Source organism: Gaetbulibacter sp. PBL-D1, assembly GCF_050509525.1.
Classification (GTDB): domain Bacteria; phylum Bacteroidota; class Bacteroidia; order Flavobacteriales; family Flavobacteriaceae; genus Gaetbulibacter_B; species Gaetbulibacter_B jejuensis.
Map to the genome: position 1 here is coordinate 35,959 of NZ_JBNWKB010000002.1, position 24,150 is coordinate 60,108.

Below are 24,150 nucleotides of genomic sequence, written 5' to 3' on the forward strand. Positions count from 1 at the left end.
TTATGATATTCTGTTAAACTTTTAATCCAAATTTTGCAACTAGCAGTATTATCGTTAATTTTCATTCCAAGAAAACCAACATCATGAAATTTAAAAACACGCTCTTCTTAAGCACAGCCTTTTTTTCTCTTTTTTGCTTTAGCCAACAACCTTCAACCAATGCTGATGTTGTTGAAAAAGCGCTTCAACAAAAAAACAAATTAACTCAAAACTCATTGGTTAAAAACATTGTTTTTGAAAACATTGGACCTACTGTAATGAGTGGTCGTGTTACTGATGTTGATGTCAACCCTAATGACCCAACCGAGTTTTATGTGGCTTATGCTTCAGGAGGTGTTTGGCATACAACAAACAACGGTTCAACCTTTACACCAATTCTAGATAATGCAAACACACAAAACGTTGGAGATATTGCAGTAGACTGGAACAACAAAACTATATGGGTTGGTACAGGAGAAAATAATAGCTCTCGTTCATCTTATGCTGGAATTGGAATTTTAAAATCGACTGATAATGGTAAAAACTGGACCAATGTAGGTTTAAAAGATTCTCATCATATAGGGCGAATTCTTATAAACCCTAATAATCCTAACGAAGTTATTATTGGTGTTACAGGACATTTATATTCTCCTAATCAAGAACGCGGAATTTACAAAACTACTGATGGTGGAAATACATGGTCTCAAAAATTATTTGTTGACGATATGAGTGGAATTATTGATGTTCAACATTCTCCTAACAATTTCAATATAATGTATGCTGCATCATGGACTAAAGACAGAAAAGCGTGGAATTTTGATGGAAGCGGAAATAATTCTGCAATATATAAAAGTACTGATGCTGGAGAAACCTGGACTAAAATTTCAACTGAAAAAAGTGGTTTCCCAACAGGAACTGGAGTAGGTAGAATTGGTTTAGCTGTGTTTAATGACAATGTCGTTTATGCATTGCATGACAATCAATTCCGACGAGCTTCTGAAGTTAAAAAAGAAACTTCAAACACGCTTTCAAAAGACGATTTTAAAACCATGACCACTGATGCATTTTTAAAACTTGACGACAAAAAGCTAAACGAGTATTTAAAAACCAACGGTTTTCAAGAAAAGTACAGAGCACAAAACGTAAAGCAACTGGTAAGCAGTGGTACTGTAAAACCAATTGACTTAGCAAGATATCTTGAAGATGCTAACTCCATGTTATTTGACACTCCTGTTGTTGGAGCTGAAGTCTACAAAAGTGAAGATGGTGGAGCAACTTGGAAAAAAACTCACAAAGATTATATTGACGATTTATACTATAGTTATGGTTATTATTTTGGAGAAATACGTGTTGACCCACAAGATGTAAATAGTATTTACATTTTAGGTGTACCAATTTTAAAATCAAAAGATGGTGGGGCAACTTTTAAATCTATTAGTGCGGAAAACGTTCATAGCGATCACCAAGCACTTTGGGTAAACCCTAAAAAATCTGGTCATTTAATTAATGGTAATGATGGTGGTTTAAACATGAGCTATGACGATGGTGAAAGTTGGGAAAAACTCAATGTAAATTCAGTAGGCCAGTTTTACACTATCAATGTAGATAATGCAAGTCCTTACAACGTTTATGGAGGATTGCAAGACAATGGTGTTTGGGTTGGGTCTCATACTGCAAGAGAAGATAAAAGTTGGCATCAAAGTGGTCAATATCCATGGAAAAGTATCATGGGAGGAGATGGTATGCAAGTACAAATTGACAGTAGAAACCACAACATCGTTTACACTGGTTATCAATTTGGAAACTATTTTAGATTGAATCTAGAAACTAACGACCAAGCTTACATTCAACCAAAACACGAATTAGGAGAAAACCCTTATCGTTTTAACTGGCAAACGCCTATTTTACTATCACCTCACAATCAAGACATCTTGTATTTAGGAGGAAACAAGTTAATGCGCTCCATGAATCAAGGAACCGATTGGCAAGCCATAAGTGGTGATTTAACTAATGGTGGAAAAAAAGGAAATGTTGCCTACGGAACCTTAACAACTATTAGCGAGTCTCCTTTTCAATTCGGACTAATTTATACAGGTAGTGATGATGGTCTAGTGCAAATCACTAAAGATGCTGGCGGAAGTTGGCAAAACATATCAAGCACATTCCCTAAAGACCTTTGGGTAAGTCGTGTTATTGCTTCGCAACACAAAAAAGAACGTGTTTATGCTACGTTGAATGGTTATCGTTGGGACGACTTTAATGTGTATGCCTATATGAGTGACGACTATGGAAAAACTTGGAGAAATATTGGTTCAAACATTCCTGCTTCTCCAGTAAACGTTATTAAAGAAGATCCTAAAAACGAAAACATCCTGTACTTAGGAACCGATAATGGAGCCTATGTCTCTTTTGATATGGGAAGCTCATGGGAAGCGTTTAGTAATGGCTTACCTAATGTTGCTGTTCATGATATTGTTATTCAACCTGAAGCAAATGATTTACTATTAGGAACGCATGGTCGTAGCATCTATAAAACCAATATTGCGCATTTACAGCAAATGAATTCTAAAATGCAAACCAATGCTATCACCTTATTTGATGTAAACGATGTAAGACACTCTTCGCGTTGGGGAAGTTCTTGGGGACAATGGTACGATACTTTTGAACCTGAAATTGAAATTGCATTTTATTCAAACTCATCTGAACCTAAGAACATAAAAATTGTATCAGAAAATAATTCTGAATTAAATACTATTAAAGTCACTTCAAGTAAAGGATTCAATTACGCTAGCTACGATTTAACTATAACCGAAAGAGGCAAAAAAGCATTAGAAAAAGAAAACTCTAGCTTAGACATTAACAAATCTGAAAATGGAAAGTACTATTTACCAAAAGGAACTTATACTATTCAAATTGATGGCACAAGTACTAAGTTTGAAATAAAATAATGCATGAAAACGAACACTATTTTACTGTAAAACCAAATAATAAGGCTTTACAGCAATACATTGCATATTATTATTTTAACACCTCTAATACTGAAGGTTTTGTTAAGTCGTATATTTTTTATCCACATTATAGAAATGCTATAACAGTATATAAGCAATCTAAAATTAGTTTCTCTGGTTCAGAGTCAAGAGTAACACCTTGTGCAAAACAGTCTTTTGAGATTATTTATACTGGTATTCATTTAACTGCAAGATCAGGAATTATAGAAGCGCCTTTTGATAAAATAGGAATTGTATTTCAACCTCTAGGGTTGAATCATTTTTTGTCACAACCCTTATCAACAGTTGTCACAGAGACTCCAAAAGTGAATTTTGATTATTTCGGAAAAGACTTTGAGCAAGTACTAACTCAGGTTTACAGCACTAATTCAACTCATGAAAAAACAAAACTATTAGACACTTTTTTCAGCTCTAAAATTACTGATTTTCAAGGCGAGTTATTTTTAAAAGCTGTTGATTTACTATTTAAAACAGAGTTAAACATACAAGAGGTTTCAAATACTTTAGGAATCAACCGAAAAACCTTGTTGCGTTTATTTCAAAAACACCTAAATTGTTCTCCTAAAGCGTTTTCTACGCTCATAAAATTTAGAAAAGCTATTGACATTTATCAAAAGCATAAACCAGCTTTAACCGATTTGGCTTATCAAAACGACTATTATGATCAAGCCGATTTTATCAAACACTTTAAAAAAGTAACAGGGTTTAACCCAAAAGCCTTTTTTGGCAATCTATCTCACCTTGGTACTGAAGATACCTTTTGGACTATTTTAAATTCGTAAACATTTCAAGATTTAAAGATTAAGGCATTGTCCCATTTCTACAATTTTTTAATCATAACAACTGCTAGTTTTGCTTTATGATTATAAAACTCATCCCATCAATGAAACGAACAATTACATTTATTATCGTGCTTTTTTTAAGCCATTCAACAGTAGCTCAAGAATATTCAGGAACTTCAAAAACACATTCAATCGCATCTAAAGTTTTTGAAGACGCTCGCGAAATAAGAGTGTTTTTACCCTATTCATACACCGCATCGCAAGAACAAACTTATCCTACAATTTATTTATTTGACGCACAATTTGATGCCATGTTTGATATGACTAGTGGTATTACAGATTATTTGGCTCAAATTGGTGAACTTACCGAGTTTATAATTGTTGGTATTAAAACCAAACATAGACCTAGAGAGTTTACACCAAAAAGTATCGATGAACGCACTGTTTCCGATTGGGAAAACACTGAAATTGGTAAAGCTTACCTATTGGAAAATTATTTACTACAAGAGGTGTTTCCGCTTGTTGAATCGTCATATAGAATAAAGCCTTTGCGTTTAGCTATAGGTCATTCTTTAGGCGGAACTTTTGTGCTGAATTCTATATTATCGCATCCCGAAATGTTCAAAGGCATTATTGCAATTAGTCCAAACGTTTCCTACGATTATGAGCAATTAGTGCATCGATTTGATGCTTATTTCAAAACTCACGACACGCTCAACAAATTCATTTTTGTAAGCGCTGGAACTGTTGGAAATATGGAAAATAGATTTGCTGCATCATTAAAAAAATTAGATGATGTTATTTCCTATCATAAACCAAAAGGTCTTAAATACAACTACAAAGTCTTTCAAGATGAAAACCACTCTACTTCACCTTTACCAACAATATCACAAGGACTGATGGCTTTTGGTGACCTTTGGGTAATGAGTGAAACTCAAAAACAAAATTATTTAAACGATGATAAACAAAGCTTTTTAAGTCATCTTAAAGCATTTTATTCTGACTTGTCCAATTGGGCAGGATTTGAAGTTTTGCCCACTGTTGATGAAGCTAATATGTTTGGTTATGATTGCTTAAATAAAGATCCAAAAGCTGCTCTCAAGGTTTTTGATTGGGCTTTAAATCTCTATCCAAATGATGCAAACTTACATGATAGTAAAGCAGAAGCTTATGAAAAAAACGGAGACTTAAAAAATGCAAAATTATACTACAAAAAAGCCTTAAACGTTCTAGAAAAAAATAAAGCAACATTGCATCCTGAAGACTATGCCTTTTATCTTGAAACGTTCACAGAGCATTTAAAAAAATTGGATTAAACGTACTTTTCTTAGTATTTTAGAGTTATAAAGAAAAACCAAATCTTATGAAAACTCTAAATCTTTTTACTTGTTTAATGTGTCTACTATTGTTTGCCTGCAGTGAAGATAATGATGACAACCAACAAGCAAACAACCCTAATTTAGTCATAAAACTAAAATTTGACCCAAACCAAGAACGATTAAACAACATTGGAGAACCAGCAACTATTCCATCAGGAAATGCTGCACAGTCGCCAAACGTAAACCGTATGAGTGCCAACTATATTGAATTGGCTCCTGGAGCATTTACAGCGCTTGGTGATGGTGAAGTTATTTTTTCAGGAGACGAAACAACTGCTGGAGGAAACAATGCAATTAACTTCCAAAATGCTCAGTTTGCTGGTGACAATGAAACCTTTTTAACTATGCCTCTAAGTGATATCACAGCAGGAACTTATGAGTGGGTTCGTGTTTCATTAGCTTACCAAGAAGGAGAAATTGATTTTCTATTAAATGGTACAGATTATACTGGTACCTTAGGTAGTTTTGTAGGCTACAATACCTACATCACATCTTTTGATTTGAATGGTGAAACCATAGACGTAAACGGAAACAGATTACAAGGTTTTTGGGCTTTTGAAGCCGAAGGGTTTGTTACCCAAGGGCAAGCTCCAGAAGGTGCTACAACAGTTCCAAACCCATTATTTGACTCATCACCTATACCTCAAGGGTCTTGTGTGGTTACTGGTGAGTTTGAAAATGGATTTACCATAACAGGAAATGAAACCCAAGATATTGTAGTAACATTATCATTTTCAATAAACAACAGTTTTGAATGGACCGAAGTTAACGCTGATGGAAAATACGAACCAAGTGCTGGAGAGCAAGTGGTTGATATGGGACTTCGTGGGTTAATTCCTATGGTTTCAAATTAATTTCTGTTTAAAATCATTCTAAATACACAATTATAACGTTTGAGCTTTGTCTAAAACAGCAATGTAGCTTATCTTTGTTGGGATAAAAATTAAACTTCAACAATGAGCGGAATTCTAAATTCTTCGATTGGAAGAAAATTTGCCATGGCACTTTCGGCATTCTTCCTTATGATTTTCTTATTACAGCATTTTGCAATTAATATTCTTTCTGTTTTTAGTGCAGACGCATTTAACGAATCTTCTCATTTTATGGGAACATTTTGGGCTGTACAGTATTTATTGCAACCTGTATTAATTTTTGGTGTAATCTTTCACTTTGTGATGGGTTTTGTACTAGAAATTAAAAACAACAAAGCAAGACAAATAAGCTACGCTAAAAACAATGGAGCTGCAAATTCATCATGGATGAGCCGTAACATGATTTGGAGTGGTTTAGCAATTTTAGCATTTATAGTGCTTCACTTTATTGATTTCTGGATTCCGGAGATTAATACAAAATATATTGTTGGTGATATGTCTGGTATGCACAATGGTGAGTTCAGATACTTTCACGAATTAGTAGAAAAATTCCATAGTCCACTTCGTGTTGGAGCTTATGTAGTAGCATTTGTGTTTTTAGCATTGCACTTACTGCATGGTTTTAATTCGGCATTTCAATCGGTTGGTGCTAACAACAAGTACACAAAAGGATTGAAAACATTTAGTAAAATTTATGCAATAGGTATTCCAGCAGGATTCATCTTTATTGCATTGTTTCATCATTTAACAGGACATTAAAATATCTAATATGGCTTTAGATTCTAAAATACCTCAAGGTCCAATTGCAGACAAATGGACAAATTATAAAAATCATATCAATCTTGTTAACCCAGCAAACAAGCGTCTTATTGATGTTATTGTTGTTGGTACAGGATTAGCAGGTGGTTCTGCTGCTGCAACTTTAGCAGAGCTAGGCTACAATGTAAAAGCATTTTGCTTTCAAGATTCACCAAGACGTGCGCACTCTATTGCGGCTCAAGGTGGTATTAATGCAGCAAAAAACTATCAAGGAGATGGTGATTCTACATACCGATTATTTTACGATACTGTAAAAGGTGGTGATTACCGTTCTCGTGAAGCAAACGTATACCGTTTGGCTGAGGTTTCAGCAAATATTATTGACCAATGTGTGGCGCAAGGTGTGCCTTTTGCACGTGAGTATGGAGGACTTTTAGACAACCGTTCTTTTGGTGGTGTATTAGTATCGCGTACATTTTATGCAGCAGGTCAAACAGGTCAGCAGTTATTATTAGGTGCTTACTCTGCTATGAACCGCCAAATTGGTCGTGGAAAAATAAAAATGTACAACCGTCACGAAATGCTAGATGTTGTTATCGTAGATGGTAAAGCACGTGGAATTATAACACGTAACTTAATTACAGGAGAAATAGAAAGACATTCAGCGCACGCTGTTGTTTTAGGAACAGGTGGTTATGGTAACGTATTCTTCTTATCAACTAATGCGATGGGAAGTAATGTTACTGCAGCTTGGAAAGCTCACAAACGTGGTGCTTACTTCGCTAACCCTTGTTATACACAAATTCACCCAACATGTATTCCGGTTTCTGGAGATCATCAGTCTAAACTAACGTTAATGTCTGAATCTTTAAGAAACGATGGTCGTATTTGGGTACCAAAACACATGAAAGATGTAGAAGCTATTAGAGCTGGTAAATTAAAACCAACACAAATAGCTGAAGAAGATAGAGATTATTACCTAGAGCGTCGTTATCCAGCGTTTGGTAACCTTGTACCTCGTGATGTTGCTTCTCGTGCAGCTAAAGAGCGTTGCGATGCTGGTTACGGAGTAAATGCAACTGGAGAAGCTGTTTATTTAGATTTTGCTTCGGCAATTCAACGTTACGGAAAAGAGCAAGCGCACATTAAAGGTTTAGATGAAAACGATGCTGCTCTGGTTAAAAAATTAGGTCAAGAAGTTGTAAGAGTTAAGTATGGTAACTTATTCCAGATGTACGAAAAAATCGTAGATCAAAACCCATACGAAACACCAATGATGATTTATCCTGCGGTACACTATACAATGGGAGGAATTTGGGTAGATTATAACTTAATGACAACCGTACCTGGATTATATGCAATTGGTGAAGCTAACTTCTCTGATCATGGCGCTAACCGTCTTGGTGCTTCGGCATTAATGCAAGGTTTAGCTGATGGTTACTTTGTGTTACCATATACCATTGGAGATTATTTAGCTGATGATATTAGAACAGGACCTATTTCTACAGACACTAAAGAGTTTGAAGAAGCAGAGAAAAATGTAAAAGATAGAATAGCAAGTTTAATCAACAACAACGGATCACATTCTGTAGATTACTTCCATAAGAAATTAGGAAAAATCATGTGGAACAAAGTAGGAATGTCTCGTAACGAAAAAGGATTAAAAGAAGCTATTGAAGAGATTTCAACACTTCGTAAAGAGTTCTGGGCAGATGTAAAAGTTCCAGGAACAGCTGATGAATACAACGAAGAACTTGCAAAAGCAGGTCGTGTAGCAGACTTTTTAGAGTTAGGAGAATTATTTGCTAAAGATGCTTTACATAGAACAGAATCTTGTGGAGGTCACTTTAGAGAAGAATCTGTTGAAGAAGATGGTCCTCAAAAAGGTGAAGCAAAACGTGATGACGAAAACTTTACGTATGTAGCAGCTTGGGAATACAAAGGAGAACCTAAAGATGCAGTGCTTCATAAAGAAGACTTGGAATTTAAAGATATTGAATTAAAACAACGTTCATATAAATAAGAAAGACTATGAATTTAACGTTAAAAATTTGGCGTCAGAAGAACGCAAGCGATAAAGGAAAAATGGTAGATTATCCAGTAAGTGATATTTCACCAGATATGTCTTTCCTTGAAATGTTAGATGTTTTAAACGAACAACTTATTGAGCAAGGTGAGCAACCTGTAGCTTTCGATCATGACTGTCGTGAAGGTATTTGTGGTATGTGTTCTCTATATATCAATGGTGAAGCTCACGGACCAGATCGAGGTGTAACAACATGTCAGTTACACATGCGTATGTTTAAGGATGGTGATACTATAACTATAGAGCCATTTAGAGCTACAGCTTTCCCTGTAATTAAGGATTTAGTTGTAGATAGAAGTGCTTTTGATCGTGTACAACATGCAGGAGGATTTATTTCTGTAAATACCTCTGGTAATACGATTGATGCTAACGCTATTCCTGTAAATAAGCACGATGCAGATGATGCCTTTGCTGCTGCAACATGTATTGGTTGTGGTGCTTGTGTAGCGAGTTGTAAAAACTCGTCTGCGATGTTATTTGTTGGAGCTAAAGTGTCGCAGTTTGCATTATTACCACAAGGTCAAGTTGAAGCAACTGATCGTGTACTAAACATGGTGAAGCAAATGGACGAAGAAGGCTTTGGTAACTGTACTAATACAGGTGCATGTGAAGTGGAGTGTCCTAAAGGTATTTCTCTTGAAAACATTGCTCGTATGAACCGCGAATATTTAAAAGCGGCTTTTAAAGGCTAAAACTGAAGCTGTCAGACTTAGCTTGTCGAAGTCTGCAAACTTATATAAAATCAAAAAATCCCAAGGTAAATTTATATCTTGGGATTTTATTTTGAATAAAAATTTAAATGCAAGACCCAAATAAATTTTACAGAACTCATTTAGAGCATCATAAATCAGAATCAAAACGCATTTATAAACAAATGGGATTATACAGTGTGCTTAGGCTTGCTGTATTTTTGTTGGCTGGCTTTGGTATCTATCTAACCTATCAAAATTGGCAAGTTGCAGCAATTATAGCTGTGGTTGGCATTGCTGTGTTTCTGTTTTTACTATCCAGACATACAGATCTTAAAACCAAACGCGAACTACACAAACGATTAGCCACTATTAATGAAGATGAAATTAAAATAGCTTCAGGTGATTTTTATGATAGAGCAGATGGAAAAGTATTTCAAAATCCTGCTCATGCCTATAGTTTAGATATCGATTTGTTTGGAAGAGGTTCTTTCTTTCAGTACATAAATAGAACAACTATAAATGAAGGCACGCAATCGCTTGTTAATTGTTTGTTGGCAAACGATATTACTAATATTGAAGCAAGACAAAATGTGATTAAAGAATTAGCTGATGAGCCCGAATGGAGGCAATACTATTCTGGTGTAGCGCAAGGTGTAAAAGTGGAGCACTCTGCAAAATCTATTATTGAATGGCTAAAGGATTATAAACCATTTTTAAACGCAACATTATATTGGTTAACAATTGGTTTTAGTGTTGCTTCAGTAGCACTTTTGGTCTTAGGATTTACTGAAATTATTCCAATAAAATATGCTGGATATTGGTTGCTTTTAGGCTTAGTGATTACTGGAAGATTTTTAAAATCAATCAATAATGTTGCCCAAAACACCGAAAAAGCTAAAGACACTTTTAGGCAATATGCTTTATTACTGAAAGAAATTGAACAGAAAGAATTTCAGTCTGAGTTATTGCAACAACAGCAACAAAAAATACAGTCTGAAGGTGAAAAAGCCTCACAGATATTTACAAAATTCTCAAAAGCTTTAGACGCTTTAGATAACCGAAATAACTTCATCTCAGCCATTTTTGGAAATGGGTATTTACTTTGGGATATAAGGCAAACGTATCGCATAGAGCAATGGATTAGCAAGTATGCGCACAAGGTTGAAGATTGGTTTGAGGTCGTTACGTTTTTTGATGCGTACAACACTTTGGGTAACTATGCCTACAATCATCAAGACTTTAGTTATCCTAAAATTACTTCAGAGAACATAACGATTAAAGCCGAAAGTTTAGGACATCCTTTATTAAATGCTGAAAAACGAATTGATAGCGATTTAGAATTGTTACAAGAGCAGTTTTTCATCGTTACAGGCGCAAATATGGCTGGTAAGAGTACATTTCTAAGAACGGTTGCATTGCATATTGTTATGGCAAATGTTGGTTTGCCTATTTGTGCGAAGAAAAGCAAATACAAGCCGATTAAACTCATTACAAGTATGCGTACTACAGATTCGTTGACAGATGATAGTTCATACTTTTTTAGTGAATTAACACGACTAAAATTTATTGTAGACACTATTGCTGAAGATAAAAACTATTTTGTGATTTTAGATGAAATCTTAAAAGGTACCAATTCTACTGATAAAGCCATTGGCTCAAGAAAGTTTGTAGAAAAATTAGTTGGCCAAAAAGCAACAGGAATTATTGCAACGCACGATTTAAGTCTTACCGAAATTGAAACCGAATTAGAAGCTGTAAAAAACTACTTCTTTGATGCTGAAATTAAAAACGACGAACTCTTTTTTGACTACAAACTTAAGAAAGGCGTTTGCCAAAACATGAACGCGAGTTTCCTGTTGAAGAAGATGGAAATTGTTTAATAAAAAACCCTTTCCAAAAAATTAGGAAAGGGCTCTTAATCAATTTAAAAAAATAACTCAGCGATTATTTTAACTTTAGAGAATCTAAGGCATGATAGAAAAAATCTTGTTGGTCATTCATAGATACAAACAATCCGTTTGGAAATTTTTCACCAAGGGATTCTGTTACTACATCGCAACCATCGGTTTCTATCGTTCCTAAGTTTATCGTTTTAACAAAACTATTATCACTTCTTTTAAAAATATTGAAGCTGTGATCTTGCTGGTTAGACACAATTAAAAATCCATTATCTCCACCGTAAGTTGCTATAGCAATACCCTCAATATCATCTTTAAAATACTCACTACCAAACAATGCTATTTCATTATCTCCTTGTTTTGGATCAGCATGGTATTTTCTAATTCCAACACCTTCATCAGAATAATACACATATCCTAAAGCATCGTCAACAGCAATAGCTTCAATTTCTTTTTGTCCGCTAAAAGTCCCTAGATTTCTCAATAAATTAGCATGTACTCCCAATGAATCACTTACCAAAGCATATTGATAAAGATAACCTTGAGTTGGTCCTGCTTTTCTGCTTACAAAAGCTGAAACTTCACCTGTTTTTGGGTTTTTATAGATTGAAATTCCCATAGGTCTTTTCATTTCTATATTAGTTTCATCAGTAAACACTTTATAACCTCCATTATCTAAAGGTTTCATATCTGGAACTGAGTATAAACGGATTTGGTTTTTCTCTCTTTCAGTAAACATCATAATATCTGTTTCAGTAGAATCAGTCAATTTAAAACCATATTCTATATCAACATTATTAGGATAGCTTACGCCTGTTATAGATTTTTCTTTAATTATTTTCCCATCTAAATCAAAAGCATATACACCTCCATTTACCTCATCTTTATCTGTACCAAATACAATACTTTGCTCAGGGTTTTCACGATTTATCCATATTGCTGGATCATCACTATCGTGTGGTAGTTTTTCGGTTTTTAGTGTTGGCGCCACTTCTGGCAATCCGTTTCCACAAGAAAACAGTACTAAAGCAATAGTGCCTAATATAAATGTGTTCTTCATCTTCTTACTTCTTAAACAAATCATACTTTAAACCAAATGTTAAACGCTTTTCGTAGTATTCCATTTGCATAGTTCTACTACTTACACCTTGATAATAACGTAATGGTTGGTTGGTAATGTTGTTGATGTTAAGGTATAAACTCAAGTTTTTGTTGATAGCAACATTTGCATTAAAATCTAAGAAAAGTTGCTCATCATAATATCTATCTTCAAACGCATTTCCACCAATTTCATCAATGTAAGCATCAGAATAGTTAGCTGATAAACGTAAACTAAAGTTTTTACCTGCATACCCTAAAGAACCATTGAACATGTTAGGTGCTGTTTGTGGTAAATCTAAGTCTGTACGCTCTTCACCATCTTCATTACGAATACCATCTGTACTAGATGTTAAGTACGTATAGTTTAAGTAAACACTAAAGTTCTTTGCAAATCCTGGAAGGAAATCTAAACGACGTTGAAAAGAAACCTCAGCTCCAAATACTGATGCATCGTCACCATTTAATGGCTGGTATACTTCGAATCCATCTTCGTTTTCACTTTGGAAAGTGTACACAAAATCTTGAATATCTTTATAGAATAATCCTCCTGAAATGATACCTACTGATTTAAAATAGTGCTCAGCCATAACATCAAAGTTCATAGATGTTGTTGGGTCTAACTCAGAGTTTCCTAAGAAAATTTCTTCGTCTTCGTTATTGATTTCTCTATAAGGTACTAAATCAACATAATTAGGTCTAGCTAAAGTATTCGTCCACGCAAAACGTAATATTGTGTTGTCGTTAAGGTTATACTTAAAATGAACACCTGGTAAAATATTAGTATATGAGTTTTTGTCTTTTACAACGTTAATCCCTGAAACATCTCCTTCAGTATCAAACTCAAGTTCATTTCCTTCACTTTCAATAGAAGTATGCTCCAATCTTACACCTGCTAGTACGCTTAACTTATCTGATAAATCTTGGTTTAACATTGCGTAACCAGCATATACGTTTTCGTTTACATCAAAGTTTGCAGTAATATATTCTTCTGGAAGGTTTTCAGCTTCAAACAAGTTAGAGTCATTTAAGTTTAGACCTCCTAAAAATTCAGGGCTTGCAAAATTACCTACTTGGTATTGACCTCCTGCAAGAAAATCAGAATCAGAATAGTTTCTTGTTGGTACCATTCCTAAAAACTCCAAAGCTCCAGTCTCGTCACCATATTCTGTAAAGTCGTTTTCACGATTTTTGTTTTTCAATCTGGTTTTTGCTCCAAATTTTAAGAATCCATCCCTACCGTTTACAACAGACATTGGTACTTGTGCATTAACAAATAAGTTAAAGTCTTTTTCTTCTGTATATTGGTTTTCTTCAGTTAATTCACCAAACTCAAAATCTTCATAATTAGCATCAGTTGCACTTACAGGTGAAAACAATGGTTTGTCTTGATTATTATTAAAGTTAACTGCATATTCACTTTCATACTCTAAATAACGCTCATTTAAACGTTCTTCTGAAGCTTTTGAAAACGAAGCCATCCAATCCATTTGAACTTTACCAAACAAGTGCTCACCACCTAAGCTGTAGTTTTGCATACGTTGGTCTTCTAATCTTGCATTTTTATTTCGCTTGCTGTCAATTCCTCCTTTTGATTGACGCTTAGCTTCTACAGGAAACATCGTTAAGTTTCCATTAGCATCAACCGAAAAATCTCCTGCTCCAATATCTTCACCATCTAAAATTTCGTGTTCTAACCTAAAACGGTTTTCTCTATCGTCTCTCCAGTTATAGATAGATTTAAAGTAAACTGTGTTATTCTTATCTAACTTATAATCTAAATTAGCTGAAAAACTTCTACGCACACGTTGTACTAAATACTCTCTAATTTCAAATACGTTTGCATAAGGGTTTACGTCAACTTCTTCAAGGTTATCTTCATCTCCATTGTTAAACTCAAACTCATCAGTCCACTCTGCTTCGACATTGTCACTTCCAAAGTCGTTATCGTTGATAGATGCTGAAACCATCCATCCGAACTTATTGTTTTTGCTACGGTCTCCAACTAAGAAAGATCCGTTTAAAATTCTCTTGTCAGTAATAAAGTTAATACCAGAACCTGCTGTTGCAGATAAACGGAATCCTTGAGGTGACGTTTTAGTAATAAGGTTTACCGAACCACCAAGAGCATCCCCATCCATATCTGGAGTAACCGCTTTATTTACTTCAATAGTTTGGATCATGTCTGAAGGAATTAAATCCATTTGTACGTTACGGTTATCACCTTCAGCCGAAGGAATTCTACTTCCGTTTAATGTTACTGAATTTAATTGAGGAGAAAGACCACGAACAATAATGTTACGCGCTTCACCTTGGTCAACCTGCATTGTAATACCAGGAATACGCTTTACAGCATCACCAATATTGGCATCTGGGAATTTCCCAATTTGATCAGTTGATACAATATTGGTAATGTTTGTTTTATTTTTTTGAGTGTTTAGTGCTCTGGCTTGACTTCCAAAACCATAAGCCACTACTTCTATTTCATCAAGCTCAGTACTTTTTGATGTTAGTGTAATGTTCAATTCTGTTGTTTGAGAAGCAGTCACTGTTACTTCTTTCTTAAAATCGGCATAACCCAAATATTTAATTAAAAGGTTATACGTTCCTTCAGGTATATCTACCATAGTAAATTTACCGTCAAAATCGGAAACGACAGCTTTCTTAAGCTCTTCAATCATTACAGTTGCTCCTGGAACTGTAATTCCGTTGTCATCTGTTATAATACCTTGTAGATTTCCTGACTGAGAAAACCCATAAAAGGGTACAGATATAAATAATAGTAAAGTAAATAAATGTTTCATTGATAGGTTAATTTTGTTTTAGACAAAACTAGACCTAAGCCATGTTTTGTAGCTTTAGAATGTGTTAACAAATAGTAACTAACCCTTGAAAAACACCTATAAAACATAGCAACATTTACAATTACTTAACACTCGATAAAGATTTGGAAAACATTTCCTATAAATTGAGTAAGTAGGCTTGCAAATCGTCTTTGGAGTCTAACGGCAATTTTTTTCTTAGTCTGTATCGAGCAATTCTAACGCTATCAGAAGTAATACGAAGTATCTCTGCGATTTCTTTAGATGATAAATTTAATCTTAGTAATAAGCATAAGCGCATTTCAGAAGACGACAACTTTTCTAAAGCCGATTGTTTTAAAATTTTAAAAAACGCTGGATGAATTTGACCAAAATAACCCATAAGTTCTGTCCACTCATTATTATTGTTTAAGTCAGCTTCAATTTCACTTGCTAGTTCTTGTAATTTGGTTTTTACTAGCTCACTATTTCTTCCTTTTAATTTGGTAAGTGTTTTTGAAACATCAGAAAGCATTTTGTTTTTATGCGCAATGTGTAAACTATAATTAGTTAACGAAGACACTTTTATATCTATTTCGCGTTTTAGAGCTTGTTCTTCGGCTGTTTTTTTGTCTAAGTCGGCTTGTAGTAACTGTTGTTGATATTCTAAAATATGTTTCTCGTGTTTTCGTCTCTTTTTCCAGTACAAAAACCCAACTATAAGCGCTAAAATAATGGCTCCAGTAATAGTTAAGATAATATACTGTCTTACTTTATTAATCTGGTTTTGTTTGTTTAGAAGTTTAACTTCGGCTTCCTTTTCTTTTACCTCATATAATACTTGCATTGCACTTACTATTTCGGCATTGTTTTGTCTAAGTTCTTGTTCGTTAACTATGCTTTGGTTATTAAGGTAACTGTATGCTTTTTCATAATCTCCCAAATCAGCATAAGTTCTTGCTAAATCTTTTAAAGCACTTTCTATTTGAGATTCATTATTAGTTTTTTGAGCTAGCATTAAAGCTTGCTCAGTATACCCAAGCGCTTTACTATAATTACCTGTTTTACGATTGACATCACCAAGGTTATTAATGATGTTAATTTGAAGGTCGGTTTCACTATTCTTAGCAAATGTATTTGCAGTTTTAAAATATTGATATGCTAAGTCATACTGCTCTAAGTCTTCATAAATGCTACCAATATTTTCATTGGTGCTTGCTAAACCTGTACTATCGTTTAGCACATTAAAAATGGAAAGACTTAACTTTTGAAATTCTAAAGCCTTTTCATAATTACCTTGTTTTTCAGCTACACTACCCAATAATGCATTTGCTTGTGCTTTTCCTCTTGAGTAATTTATGTCTTCAGAAATTGTTAAGCTATTGTACGCATACTTGCTGGCTTCACTATACTTTTTTAAATCAAGGTTTATTGTTGAAAGTGCATTTTGAATATAAACCAGTCCTGAATCTTTAGTTTTATGAATATTAAGATACGCTTGATAGTTCTTTATCGCTTCACTATAGAGTTCTAAGCGACTAAAAAAATCTCCTAGTTTAACATGCACTTGTGCTGTTTTTGAAGTGTTGGAACTGGTTTTAGCCAACTCAAGTTCCTTTTTTAAATCATATAACTTAGTGTCGATCTCATTTGTAGTATTGATTGACATTTGAGCACAAAGAGACACAGATATAAAAAAAGCAAATATTGTAATGGTTTGTTTATAAGTAGACAAAATGCAAACTATTTTATAAACCTATAAAGAAACGCTACAAGTGTTACCCAAACTTATTGTTTGTATGATATTAATGTTATGAAATAAAAAAGCGGCTTAGAAATACATCTAGCCGCTTTAATTTTTTAAAAGAACTGTTTCTTAAGCCTCGAAAGGTTCTACAGAAACGTAAGATTTACCACCTTTTTTCTTTTCAAACTTTACAATACCATCTACTTTAGCGTGTAAAGTGTGGTCTTTCCCAGCATACACATTCTCTCCTGGATTGTGAGCTGTACCTCTTTGTCTTACGATGATGTTTCCAGCTACAGCAGCTTGACCACCAAAAATCTTAACACCTAATCGTTTCGATTCTGATTCTCTACCGTTCTTGGAACTACCTACTCCTTTTTTATGAGCCATTGTATTAAGGTTTTATATTGTTAATATTAAATGATACAGAAATTATTTTTCTATACCACCATCTAATTTGTCTTGTAATTCTTTTAATTCATCCCATTTTCCATCAGCTGCTAATTTAGCTTGCTTTGGCCAAGTGTCTGGTACATGACTACCACGAACTTCTGCGATGATTTCTGAAATTTGCTCAGGTTTAGCTTTTGCTAAATCTGCATAAGTTGCAATACCAGCTTCAATTAAAGTTTCAGCGATTTTTGGACCAATACCTTCGATTTTCTTTAAATCGTCAGCTTTTCCTGCTGCTTTTTTTGGTGCAGCTTTAGCTTCTACTTTAGGTTCAGCTTTTTTAGTTTCTTTTTTTGGAGCAGCTTTCTCAGCTTTTTTAGCTGGCTTAGCTCCTGAAGCTACGATGCTTTCAATAACGATTTCAGATAAGGCTTGTCTGTGACCATTTTTTACACGGTAACCTTTTCTTCTTTTCTTTTTGAAAACAATAACTTTATCACCTTTTAGGTGCTTAACGACTTTTGCTCCTACTTGAGCTCCGTCTATAGCTGGGGCGCCTACAGTTACATTGTTACCATCACCAATTAAAAGAACGTTATCGAAAGAAACTTTCTCACCTTCTTCTGTTGCTAAACGGTTAACAAAAACTTTTTGGTCTTTTTCAACTTTAAATTGATGCCCTGCTATCTCTACAATTGCGTACATAGCGTAACGTTTAAGTTTGTGTTAATAATTTTACTCAAAAATGAGTGCAAATATACGCCTAAATCTTTAATCTACAAACCTTTTATGCTTTTTGAGAGATATTATAGCTTTTTTTGAGTAATTGCATGAATGTTAAGGTGAGCACAACGGTTGAAGCCAATCCTTCAATTAAGATAATAAACACTAAAATTCCAGTGCCTTCTCCATAGTTACTAAACCATTCTCCTAAAAGCGCTTCAGTAAATTTTGGGTCAATATGAAACATGTAAATAGCCATAAAAGCTGTAAATAAAACTGTTCCTACAAAACCTGTAATTAATCCTGTTTTAAAACCGTCAATATAAGTAAAGCTGTCACTAACAGATAACTTATAATATTTTATGCCGTAATAAATACCCGAGGCCATAATAAGCCCATTAAAAAGTCTTAACCAAATATTCTCATGAAGATTAAACAATCTTACAAACAAAAAATAGGCTATTAAAGTTACCGCAATAAAAATTCCATATTTTAATGCTACCGAAAAAGATGTTTTCATAATATAAATGTTTGAAATCAAGTCCTTTAAATTTCGTGAAAATTTGCGTATATAAATAATTTTATATCTCTTTTTTACATTTATTTCACACAATGCGTGGTATGATTTACTATTTTTGTGAAACTTGTAACATTTTTCGCAACTCGAAGACTTACAATTTATATTATAAACTAAAAACAAACTCACAATGAAAAAAAGCTTATTTACTTTAGCTGCATTTGTATTGGCTGGTTTTGCTACATCTGCACAAGAAGTTGAATTTGAAGAATTTGATCTAGATAACGGATTGCACGTTATTTTGCATCAAGATAATACTGCTCCAGTTGTTATCACCTCAGTTATGTACAACGTAGGTGGAAAAGATGTTGGAGGAACTCCTGATGCACCTCGTACAGGGTTTGCACACTTTTTTGAGCACCTTTTATTTGAAGGGTCTGAAAACATTGAGCGTGGGGAATTTATGAAAATTATTCCTGCAAATGGTGGTACATTTAACGCTAATACTTCTCAAGACAGAACGTACTACTATGAAATTTTTCCTTCAAACAAATTGGAGTTAGGATTATGGTTAGAGTCTGAAAGAATGCTTCACCCAGTTATTGACCAAGTAGGTGTTGATACTCAAAACGAAGTTGTAAAAGAAGAAAAGCGCCAACGTTATGATGCTCCTTATGGTGGAATTTTAGAGGCTATTGGATCAAACTTGTTTAAAGTTCACCCATACAAAGACCCTAATATTGGCTACATGGAAGATTTAGACGCTTCTACATTAGAAGAGTTTAATCAGTATTTCAAAGATTATTATGGACCAAATAATGCGGTTTTAGTTGTTGCTGGAGACATTGACATTAATAAAACCAAGAAAATGGTTAGCGATTATTTCAGTGAAGTAAAAAGAGGTCCTGAAGTAGTAAGAAACTTCCCTAAAGAAACTCCAATTACTGAAACTATTAAAGCTCAAGCATTTGACAAAAACATTCAAGTACCAGCAATTATAGCTACTTACAGAACTCCTGGTTTTGGAACAAGAGATGCTTATGTTTTAGACATGATTTCTTCTTACTTAAGTGGAGGGAAAAGTTCTGTGTTGTACAAAAAGTTGGTTGACGAACAAAAACAAGCTTTAGCTGTACAAGCTGTAAACCTTGGTCAAATGGATTACAGTGTATTTGCTTTATTTGCTATTCCATTAGGAGAAGTTGATTTAACAACACTTTTAACTGAAATGGATGAGGAAATTGCTGTAATGCAAACTGAATTAATCTCTGAGCGTGATTACCAAAAACTTATCAATCAATTTGAAAATCAATTTGTAAACTCTAACTCAAGTATTGCAGGTATTGCAAGCTCATTAGCTACCTACTACTTACTTTATGGAGATGTAAATTTAATCAATAAAGAAATTGATATTTACAGATCAATTACTAGAGAAGAAATTCGTGATGTGGCAAAAAAATATCTTAGCCCTAATCAGCGTGTAGAATTGGAATACTTACCTCAAAAAGACGAAAACTAAGATGAAAACGATATATAATAACATGAAAACAAAACTATCTGTATTAATTGTACTGTTTTTTGTGACAGTAAGTGTTACTGCTCAAATTGACCGTTCTAAACCACCTAAAGCAGGACCAGAACCAAAAATTTCGTTGGAAGTTCCTAGTGAGTTTGAATTAAAAAACGGATTAAAAGTATTGGTTGTTGAAAATCATAAATTACCAAGAGTATCGTATTCATTACGTATTGACAACAACCCAATAGCTACTGGTCAAAAAGCAGGTGTAGAAAGCATCTTAGGGAGCATGTTAGGAAATGGTACTACTTCTATTTCTAAAGATGAGTTTAATGAAGAAATAGACTTTTTAGGTGCTAGTCTTAACTTTGGGTTTAGTGGTGGATTCGCTAGCTCTTTATCAAAATACTCTGATCGTGTTTTAGAATTAATGGCAGATGCTGCAATTAATCCTTTATTAACTGAAGAGGAGTTTGAAAAAGAAAAAGTAAAACTAATTGAAAGCCTAAAACAAGAAGAAAAAAGTATTGACGCTATTAGTAGTCGTGTACGTAACGTACTAGCTTATGGAAAAAATCATGCTTATGGTGAATACATAACTGAAGAAACTATTAACAATATAACTTTTGGAGATGTAGTTGCTTTTTATGAAAAGTATTTTAATCCTAACAACGCTTATTTAGTTGTTATAGGTGATATTGACTACAGAACTATTAAAAAGCAAATTGAAGCTCACTTTGATGGATGGGAAAAATCTATTGACGTTTCTAATAAAGTCCTTCCTGCTGCTCCAAATGCGCAATACACTCAAATCAATTTTGTAGATTTCCCAACAGCTACACAATCAAGCATTACTGTAACTAACAATGTTGATTTAAAAATGAATGATAAAGATTATCATGCAGCTTTAATTGCAAACAACATCTTAGGTGGTGGTGGAGAAGGTTATTTGTTTAAAAACCTTCGTGAAGAGCATGGATATACTTATGGAGCTTACTCTAGTCTTGGAGCTAGCAGATATGGTTTAGGACGTTTCAACGCTTCTGCTAAAGTTAGAAACATGGTAACTGATAGTGCTGTAGTTGAAGCATTAAAAGAAATCAATCGTATTAAAACTGAACCTGTAGACCCACAAACACTTAGAGACGCTAAGGCAAAATATGTTGGTAACTTTATTATGGGATTAGAGCAACCACAAACTGTGGCTAACTATGCTTTAAACATTAAGTTAAACAACTTACCTAAAGATTTTTATACTACTTATCTTCAAAAAATCAACGATGTAACTGTTGAAGACGTACAAAGAGTATCTAACAAATACTTTAAAACTGAAAATGCTCGTGTAGTAGTTGTAGGTAAAGGAAGTGATGTTTTAGAAAACCTTGAAAAAACAGGTATTCCAATTAAATATTACGATGCATATGCAAACCCTGTTGAAAAACCAAACTATGATATAGCAATGCCTGAAGGTGTAGATGCTAAAAAAGTTATTAATGACTATTTAGAAGCTGTTGGTGGAAAAGCAAAAATTGAATCTACTAACTCTATATTAGTCTCTTACGAAGCATCAGCAATGGGAGCAACTATTGTAAGTGAAGAAAAACGTCTTGATGGAAAAGCTTCTCAAAGCATTTCTATGAATGGTAGCCCTATGATGGCTGTTGTAATGACTCAAGAAAAAGTTACAATGAACAAAAACCCATTACCAGAAAATATGGCTAAAGACATGAGCATTATGGCTGGTTTATTCCCAGAATTAAATATGCTTAATGCTGATAATGTAAAATTAGCTGGAATTGAGTCTATTGATGGTAAAGATGCTTATAGAGTTGAAGTTTCAGGAGAAGTAATTTCTCTAACGTATTTTTATGATGTTGAAACTGGATTAAAAGTAAAAGAGATTCAAACAACTAATATGCAAGGTCAAACTCAAAGTCAAGAAACCGATTTAAAAGACTACCAGTTAATTGAAGGATTAAAGTTTCCTGGAGTTAGATCTGGAAGTCAAATGGGACAAGTTATTGAGTTTAAACTTAAAGAAGTTAAAATCAACGAAGGCGTATCTGATGCTGATTTTGACTAATTAAGTCTTTAAATAATTTTTTAAAAACCGAAGTTTATACACTTCGGTTTTTTTTATGCAATATTGCTGTAAATCACAAAATTCGTTAATTATTTCACTAAAAACAGCAATATTTATTAGATTTGTTTCAAATTAAAACACAATAAATACCCTAAAGGAGAAAAATTTAATTCATTATGAAAACAATAAAAAATATATTAGTTGTCTCTGTTTTAGCACTTTTTATAGTGTCTTGTAAAAACGATGCTAAGCCTGAAGTTAAAACTGTAGATACTACTATTGAAGAAACTTCAGTAAAACTAGATCCTAATGCAACTTATGCTAAAGCTGAGTTTGGTATTGAAGGTATGACATGTGCAATTGGTTGTGCAAAAACTATTGAAAAGAAACTTGCAAAAGTAGAAGGTGTAAAGTCTGCTACTGTAGATTTTGACAAGCATTTAGCAATGGTAGAGTATGATGAAGCTAAAGTAACTCCTAACTCTTTAGAAGAAGCGGTTGCTAAAGCAGGAGACATGTACAAAGTTAATGACATGAAAACGGTTGAATCATTCTCTAACGAAAAAGCTTGTAAAGCAGATTGCAAAATGGCATGTTGTGCTGATAAAACCGAAGACGCTAAAAAAGCTTGTGCTGAAGACTGTAAAATGGCATGTTGCGCAGATAAAAAGAAAGCGTAACTTTAAAATACTAAGTTATAAATAAAAAGCCACTCAAAATGAGTGGCTTTTTTTATTATCGTAAAGGAAACCCTTTTGCTGCCCACCAAGGATGGATTTCAATTTCCAATCGTCCTGCTTGTACCATTGGGTCTGCATTTGCTAAACTGTCGGCCATTTTTTGTGTTGGCACATTATATATGGTAATACCTCTTATATCTCCATCGTCACCAAAAGGTCCTGAAATATCAGCATAACCTAAATCGTACATTTTTTGTAAATGTGCTAAATGCTCTTCTTGTAAAATCGCAGCTTCCTCTTCATTTTGATTACGTATTGTACCACGCTTTAAAAAAGCAATAAAATACTGTTGCATAAGTATAGTGTCTTGCGTTTTCGCATCAACATAATCAAAGGTCTTAAACCCTTTTGCTGCAAGTTCAGATTTTAACTCACTAATAGATTTTTCAGGTACTACTTCTTCCTCTACTTCAATTATGGTTGAGTCCTCAATAGCTTCAATAGGTTCTTCTATTTCAGTAGTGGTTTGTTTAGGCTCTTCTTTGCATGCAACATATAATAATGCTACAATGCACAATGGTAATAGTCTTTTCATAACTTCCAGGTGTTGTATGGTTTTTTGCTTATTTGTGAATTATAATATTTAATGTCTCCTGTTACTTCTTCTCCTAACCAATCGGGTTTTTCAAAATACTCATCTTTGGAGTTTAGTTCAACTTCGGCAATAATTAAGCCTTTATTATCTCCAAAAAATTCATCAACTTCAAAGATATGTTTTGCAACTGCAATCTCGTAACGTATTTTGTCAATCACTCCTTTTTCACACAGTTTTAAAAGCGCTTCAGCATCTGTTTTATCGATGTCTTTTTCCCATTCAAAACGCGATAATCCATCACTTGTAGATGGTCCTTTTACAGTCAATACACCTTTATCACCTTTGAGTCTTACTCTAACTGTTCGTGCTTTGTCAGTATTTAAAAACCCTTGTACTATATGCGTTTTTGAATGCGCTTGGTTTTTAAACGCATGAGAAGTTACTAAAAATTTACGTTCTATTTCAATCATAGTTTTGACTAAATGAGCAGGATATCAATTCACGCTTTAAAATACAAATTTTGGGATTCCTGCCTTCGCAGG

General features: G+C 33.9%; 19 protein-coding genes. 11 read left to right on the forward strand and 8 right to left on the reverse strand.

Annotated features, from left to right (window positions below):
- Positions 1 to 83 precede the first annotated feature (83 nt).
- The 8 genes from ACQ0RB_RS02155 to ACQ0RB_RS02190 all read left to right on the forward strand — a co-directional run bounded on the left by ACQ0RB_RS02155 (position 84) and on the right by ACQ0RB_RS02190 (position 11,437).
- A complete protein-coding gene (locus ACQ0RB_RS02155; RefSeq protein ID WP_430496167.1) occupies positions 84 to 2,927 on the forward strand; it encodes a VPS10 domain-containing protein in 2,844 nt (947 codons plus the stop codon).
- A complete protein-coding gene (locus tag ACQ0RB_RS02160) occupies positions 2,927 to 3,769 on the forward strand; it encodes a helix-turn-helix domain-containing protein (protein ID WP_430496169.1) in 843 nt (280 codons plus the stop codon). Before ACQ0RB_RS02155 ends, ACQ0RB_RS02160 begins: the two co-directional genes overlap by 1 nt.
- A 101-nt stretch (positions 3,770 to 3,870) precedes the next feature.
- Positions 3,871 to 5,085: an alpha/beta hydrolase-fold protein gene (locus tag ACQ0RB_RS02165; RefSeq protein ID WP_430496171.1), complete on the forward strand. Its 1,215-nt coding sequence runs from the start codon at positions 3,871 to 3,873 to the stop codon at positions 5,083 to 5,085.
- A 47-nt stretch (positions 5,086 to 5,132) separates the two neighbouring features.
- Positions 5,133 to 6,002 carry a hypothetical protein gene (locus ACQ0RB_RS02170; RefSeq protein ID WP_430496173.1) on the forward strand — a complete coding sequence of 290 codons (870 nt, stop codon included), beginning with the start codon at positions 5,133 to 5,135 and terminating at the stop codon, positions 6,000 to 6,002.
- Between the two features lie 102 nt (positions 6,003 to 6,104).
- Positions 6,105 to 6,779, forward strand: coding sequence for a succinate dehydrogenase cytochrome b subunit (locus ACQ0RB_RS02175; protein ID WP_430496175.1), 675 nt, complete (start codon positions 6,105 to 6,107; stop codon positions 6,777 to 6,779).
- Between the two features lie 10 nt (positions 6,780 to 6,789).
- Positions 6,790 to 8,802: a fumarate reductase/succinate dehydrogenase flavoprotein subunit gene (locus tag ACQ0RB_RS02180; protein WP_418512477.1), complete on the forward strand. Its 2,013-nt coding sequence runs from the start codon at positions 6,790 to 6,792 to the stop codon at positions 8,800 to 8,802.
- Between the two features lie 8 nt (positions 8,803 to 8,810).
- Positions 8,811 to 9,557, forward strand: coding sequence for a succinate dehydrogenase/fumarate reductase iron-sulfur subunit (locus ACQ0RB_RS02185; RefSeq protein ID WP_129759902.1), 747 nt, complete (start codon positions 8,811 to 8,813; stop codon positions 9,555 to 9,557).
- A 107-nt stretch (positions 9,558 to 9,664) separates the two neighbouring features.
- Positions 9,665 to 11,437, forward strand: a complete 1,773-nt coding sequence (locus ACQ0RB_RS02190; protein ID WP_430496177.1) for a MutS-related protein — start codon at positions 9,665 to 9,667, stop codon at positions 11,435 to 11,437.
- Positions 11,438 to 11,501: 64 nt separating this feature from the next.
- Here the strand turns inward: ACQ0RB_RS02190 and ACQ0RB_RS02195 are convergent, their stop codons facing one another.
- The 6 genes from ACQ0RB_RS02195 to ACQ0RB_RS02220 form a co-directional block, all read right to left on the reverse strand.
- A complete protein-coding gene (locus ACQ0RB_RS02195) occupies positions 11,502 to 12,515 on the reverse strand; it encodes a phytase (protein ID WP_430496179.1) in 1,014 nt (337 codons plus the stop codon).
- A gap of 4 nt (positions 12,516 to 12,519) precedes the next feature.
- Entirely contained in the window at positions 12,520 to 15,357 is a 2,838-nt protein-coding gene (locus ACQ0RB_RS02200) for a TonB-dependent receptor (protein ID WP_430496181.1), read from the reverse strand.
- A 157-nt stretch (positions 15,358 to 15,514) separates the two neighbouring features.
- Positions 15,515 to 17,089: a tetratricopeptide repeat protein gene (locus tag ACQ0RB_RS02205; protein ID WP_430496183.1), complete on the reverse strand. Its 1,575-nt coding sequence runs from the start codon at positions 17,087 to 17,089 to the stop codon at positions 15,515 to 15,517.
- A 141-nt stretch (positions 17,090 to 17,230) separates the two neighbouring features.
- Positions 17,231 to 17,491, reverse strand: a complete 261-nt coding sequence (gene rpmA / locus ACQ0RB_RS02210; RefSeq protein WP_129759897.1) for a 50S ribosomal protein L27 — start codon at positions 17,489 to 17,491, stop codon at positions 17,231 to 17,233.
- A 42-nt stretch (positions 17,492 to 17,533) separates the two neighbouring features.
- Complete coding sequence (gene rplU / locus ACQ0RB_RS02215) at positions 17,534 to 18,199, reverse strand: 50S ribosomal protein L21 (RefSeq protein WP_262733549.1); 666 nt, start codon at positions 18,197 to 18,199, stop codon at positions 17,534 to 17,536.
- An 82-nt stretch (positions 18,200 to 18,281) separates the two neighbouring features.
- Positions 18,282 to 18,737 carry a DUF4199 domain-containing protein gene (locus ACQ0RB_RS02220; RefSeq protein WP_430496186.1) on the reverse strand — a complete coding sequence of 152 codons (456 nt, stop codon included), beginning with the start codon at positions 18,735 to 18,737 and terminating at the stop codon, positions 18,282 to 18,284.
- A gap of 187 nt (positions 18,738 to 18,924) precedes the next feature.
- On the opposite strand from ACQ0RB_RS02220, the gene ACQ0RB_RS02225 reads away from it, so the two are divergent.
- The 3 genes from ACQ0RB_RS02225 to ACQ0RB_RS02235 all read left to right on the forward strand — a co-directional run bounded on the left by ACQ0RB_RS02225 (position 18,925) and on the right by ACQ0RB_RS02235 (position 23,013).
- Positions 18,925 to 20,253 (forward strand): M16 family metallopeptidase, encoded by a 1,329-nt coding sequence (locus ACQ0RB_RS02225; RefSeq protein WP_131506474.1) that lies wholly within the window; start codon positions 18,925 to 18,927, stop codon positions 20,251 to 20,253.
- A gap of 22 nt (positions 20,254 to 20,275) precedes the next feature.
- On the forward strand, positions 20,276 to 22,333 hold the full coding sequence (locus ACQ0RB_RS02230) for a M16 family metallopeptidase (RefSeq protein WP_430496188.1): 2,058 nt from the start codon (positions 20,276 to 20,278) through the stop codon (positions 22,331 to 22,333).
- Positions 22,334 to 22,509: 176 nt separating this feature from the next.
- Positions 22,510 to 23,013 (forward strand): cation transporter, encoded by a 504-nt coding sequence (locus tag ACQ0RB_RS02235; protein WP_430496190.1) that lies wholly within the window; start codon positions 22,510 to 22,512, stop codon positions 23,011 to 23,013.
- Between the two features lie 55 nt (positions 23,014 to 23,068).
- Here the strand turns inward: ACQ0RB_RS02235 and ACQ0RB_RS02240 are convergent, their stop codons facing one another.
- Positions 23,069 to 23,608 (reverse strand): YciI family protein, encoded by a 540-nt coding sequence (locus tag ACQ0RB_RS02240; protein WP_430496191.1) that lies wholly within the window; start codon positions 23,606 to 23,608, stop codon positions 23,069 to 23,071.
- Positions 23,605 to 24,078: a CYTH domain-containing protein gene (locus ACQ0RB_RS02245; protein WP_430496193.1), complete on the reverse strand. Its 474-nt coding sequence runs from the start codon at positions 24,076 to 24,078 to the stop codon at positions 23,605 to 23,607. Before ACQ0RB_RS02245 ends, ACQ0RB_RS02240 begins: the two co-directional genes overlap by 4 nt.
- Positions 24,079 to 24,150: the final 72 nt, after the last annotated feature.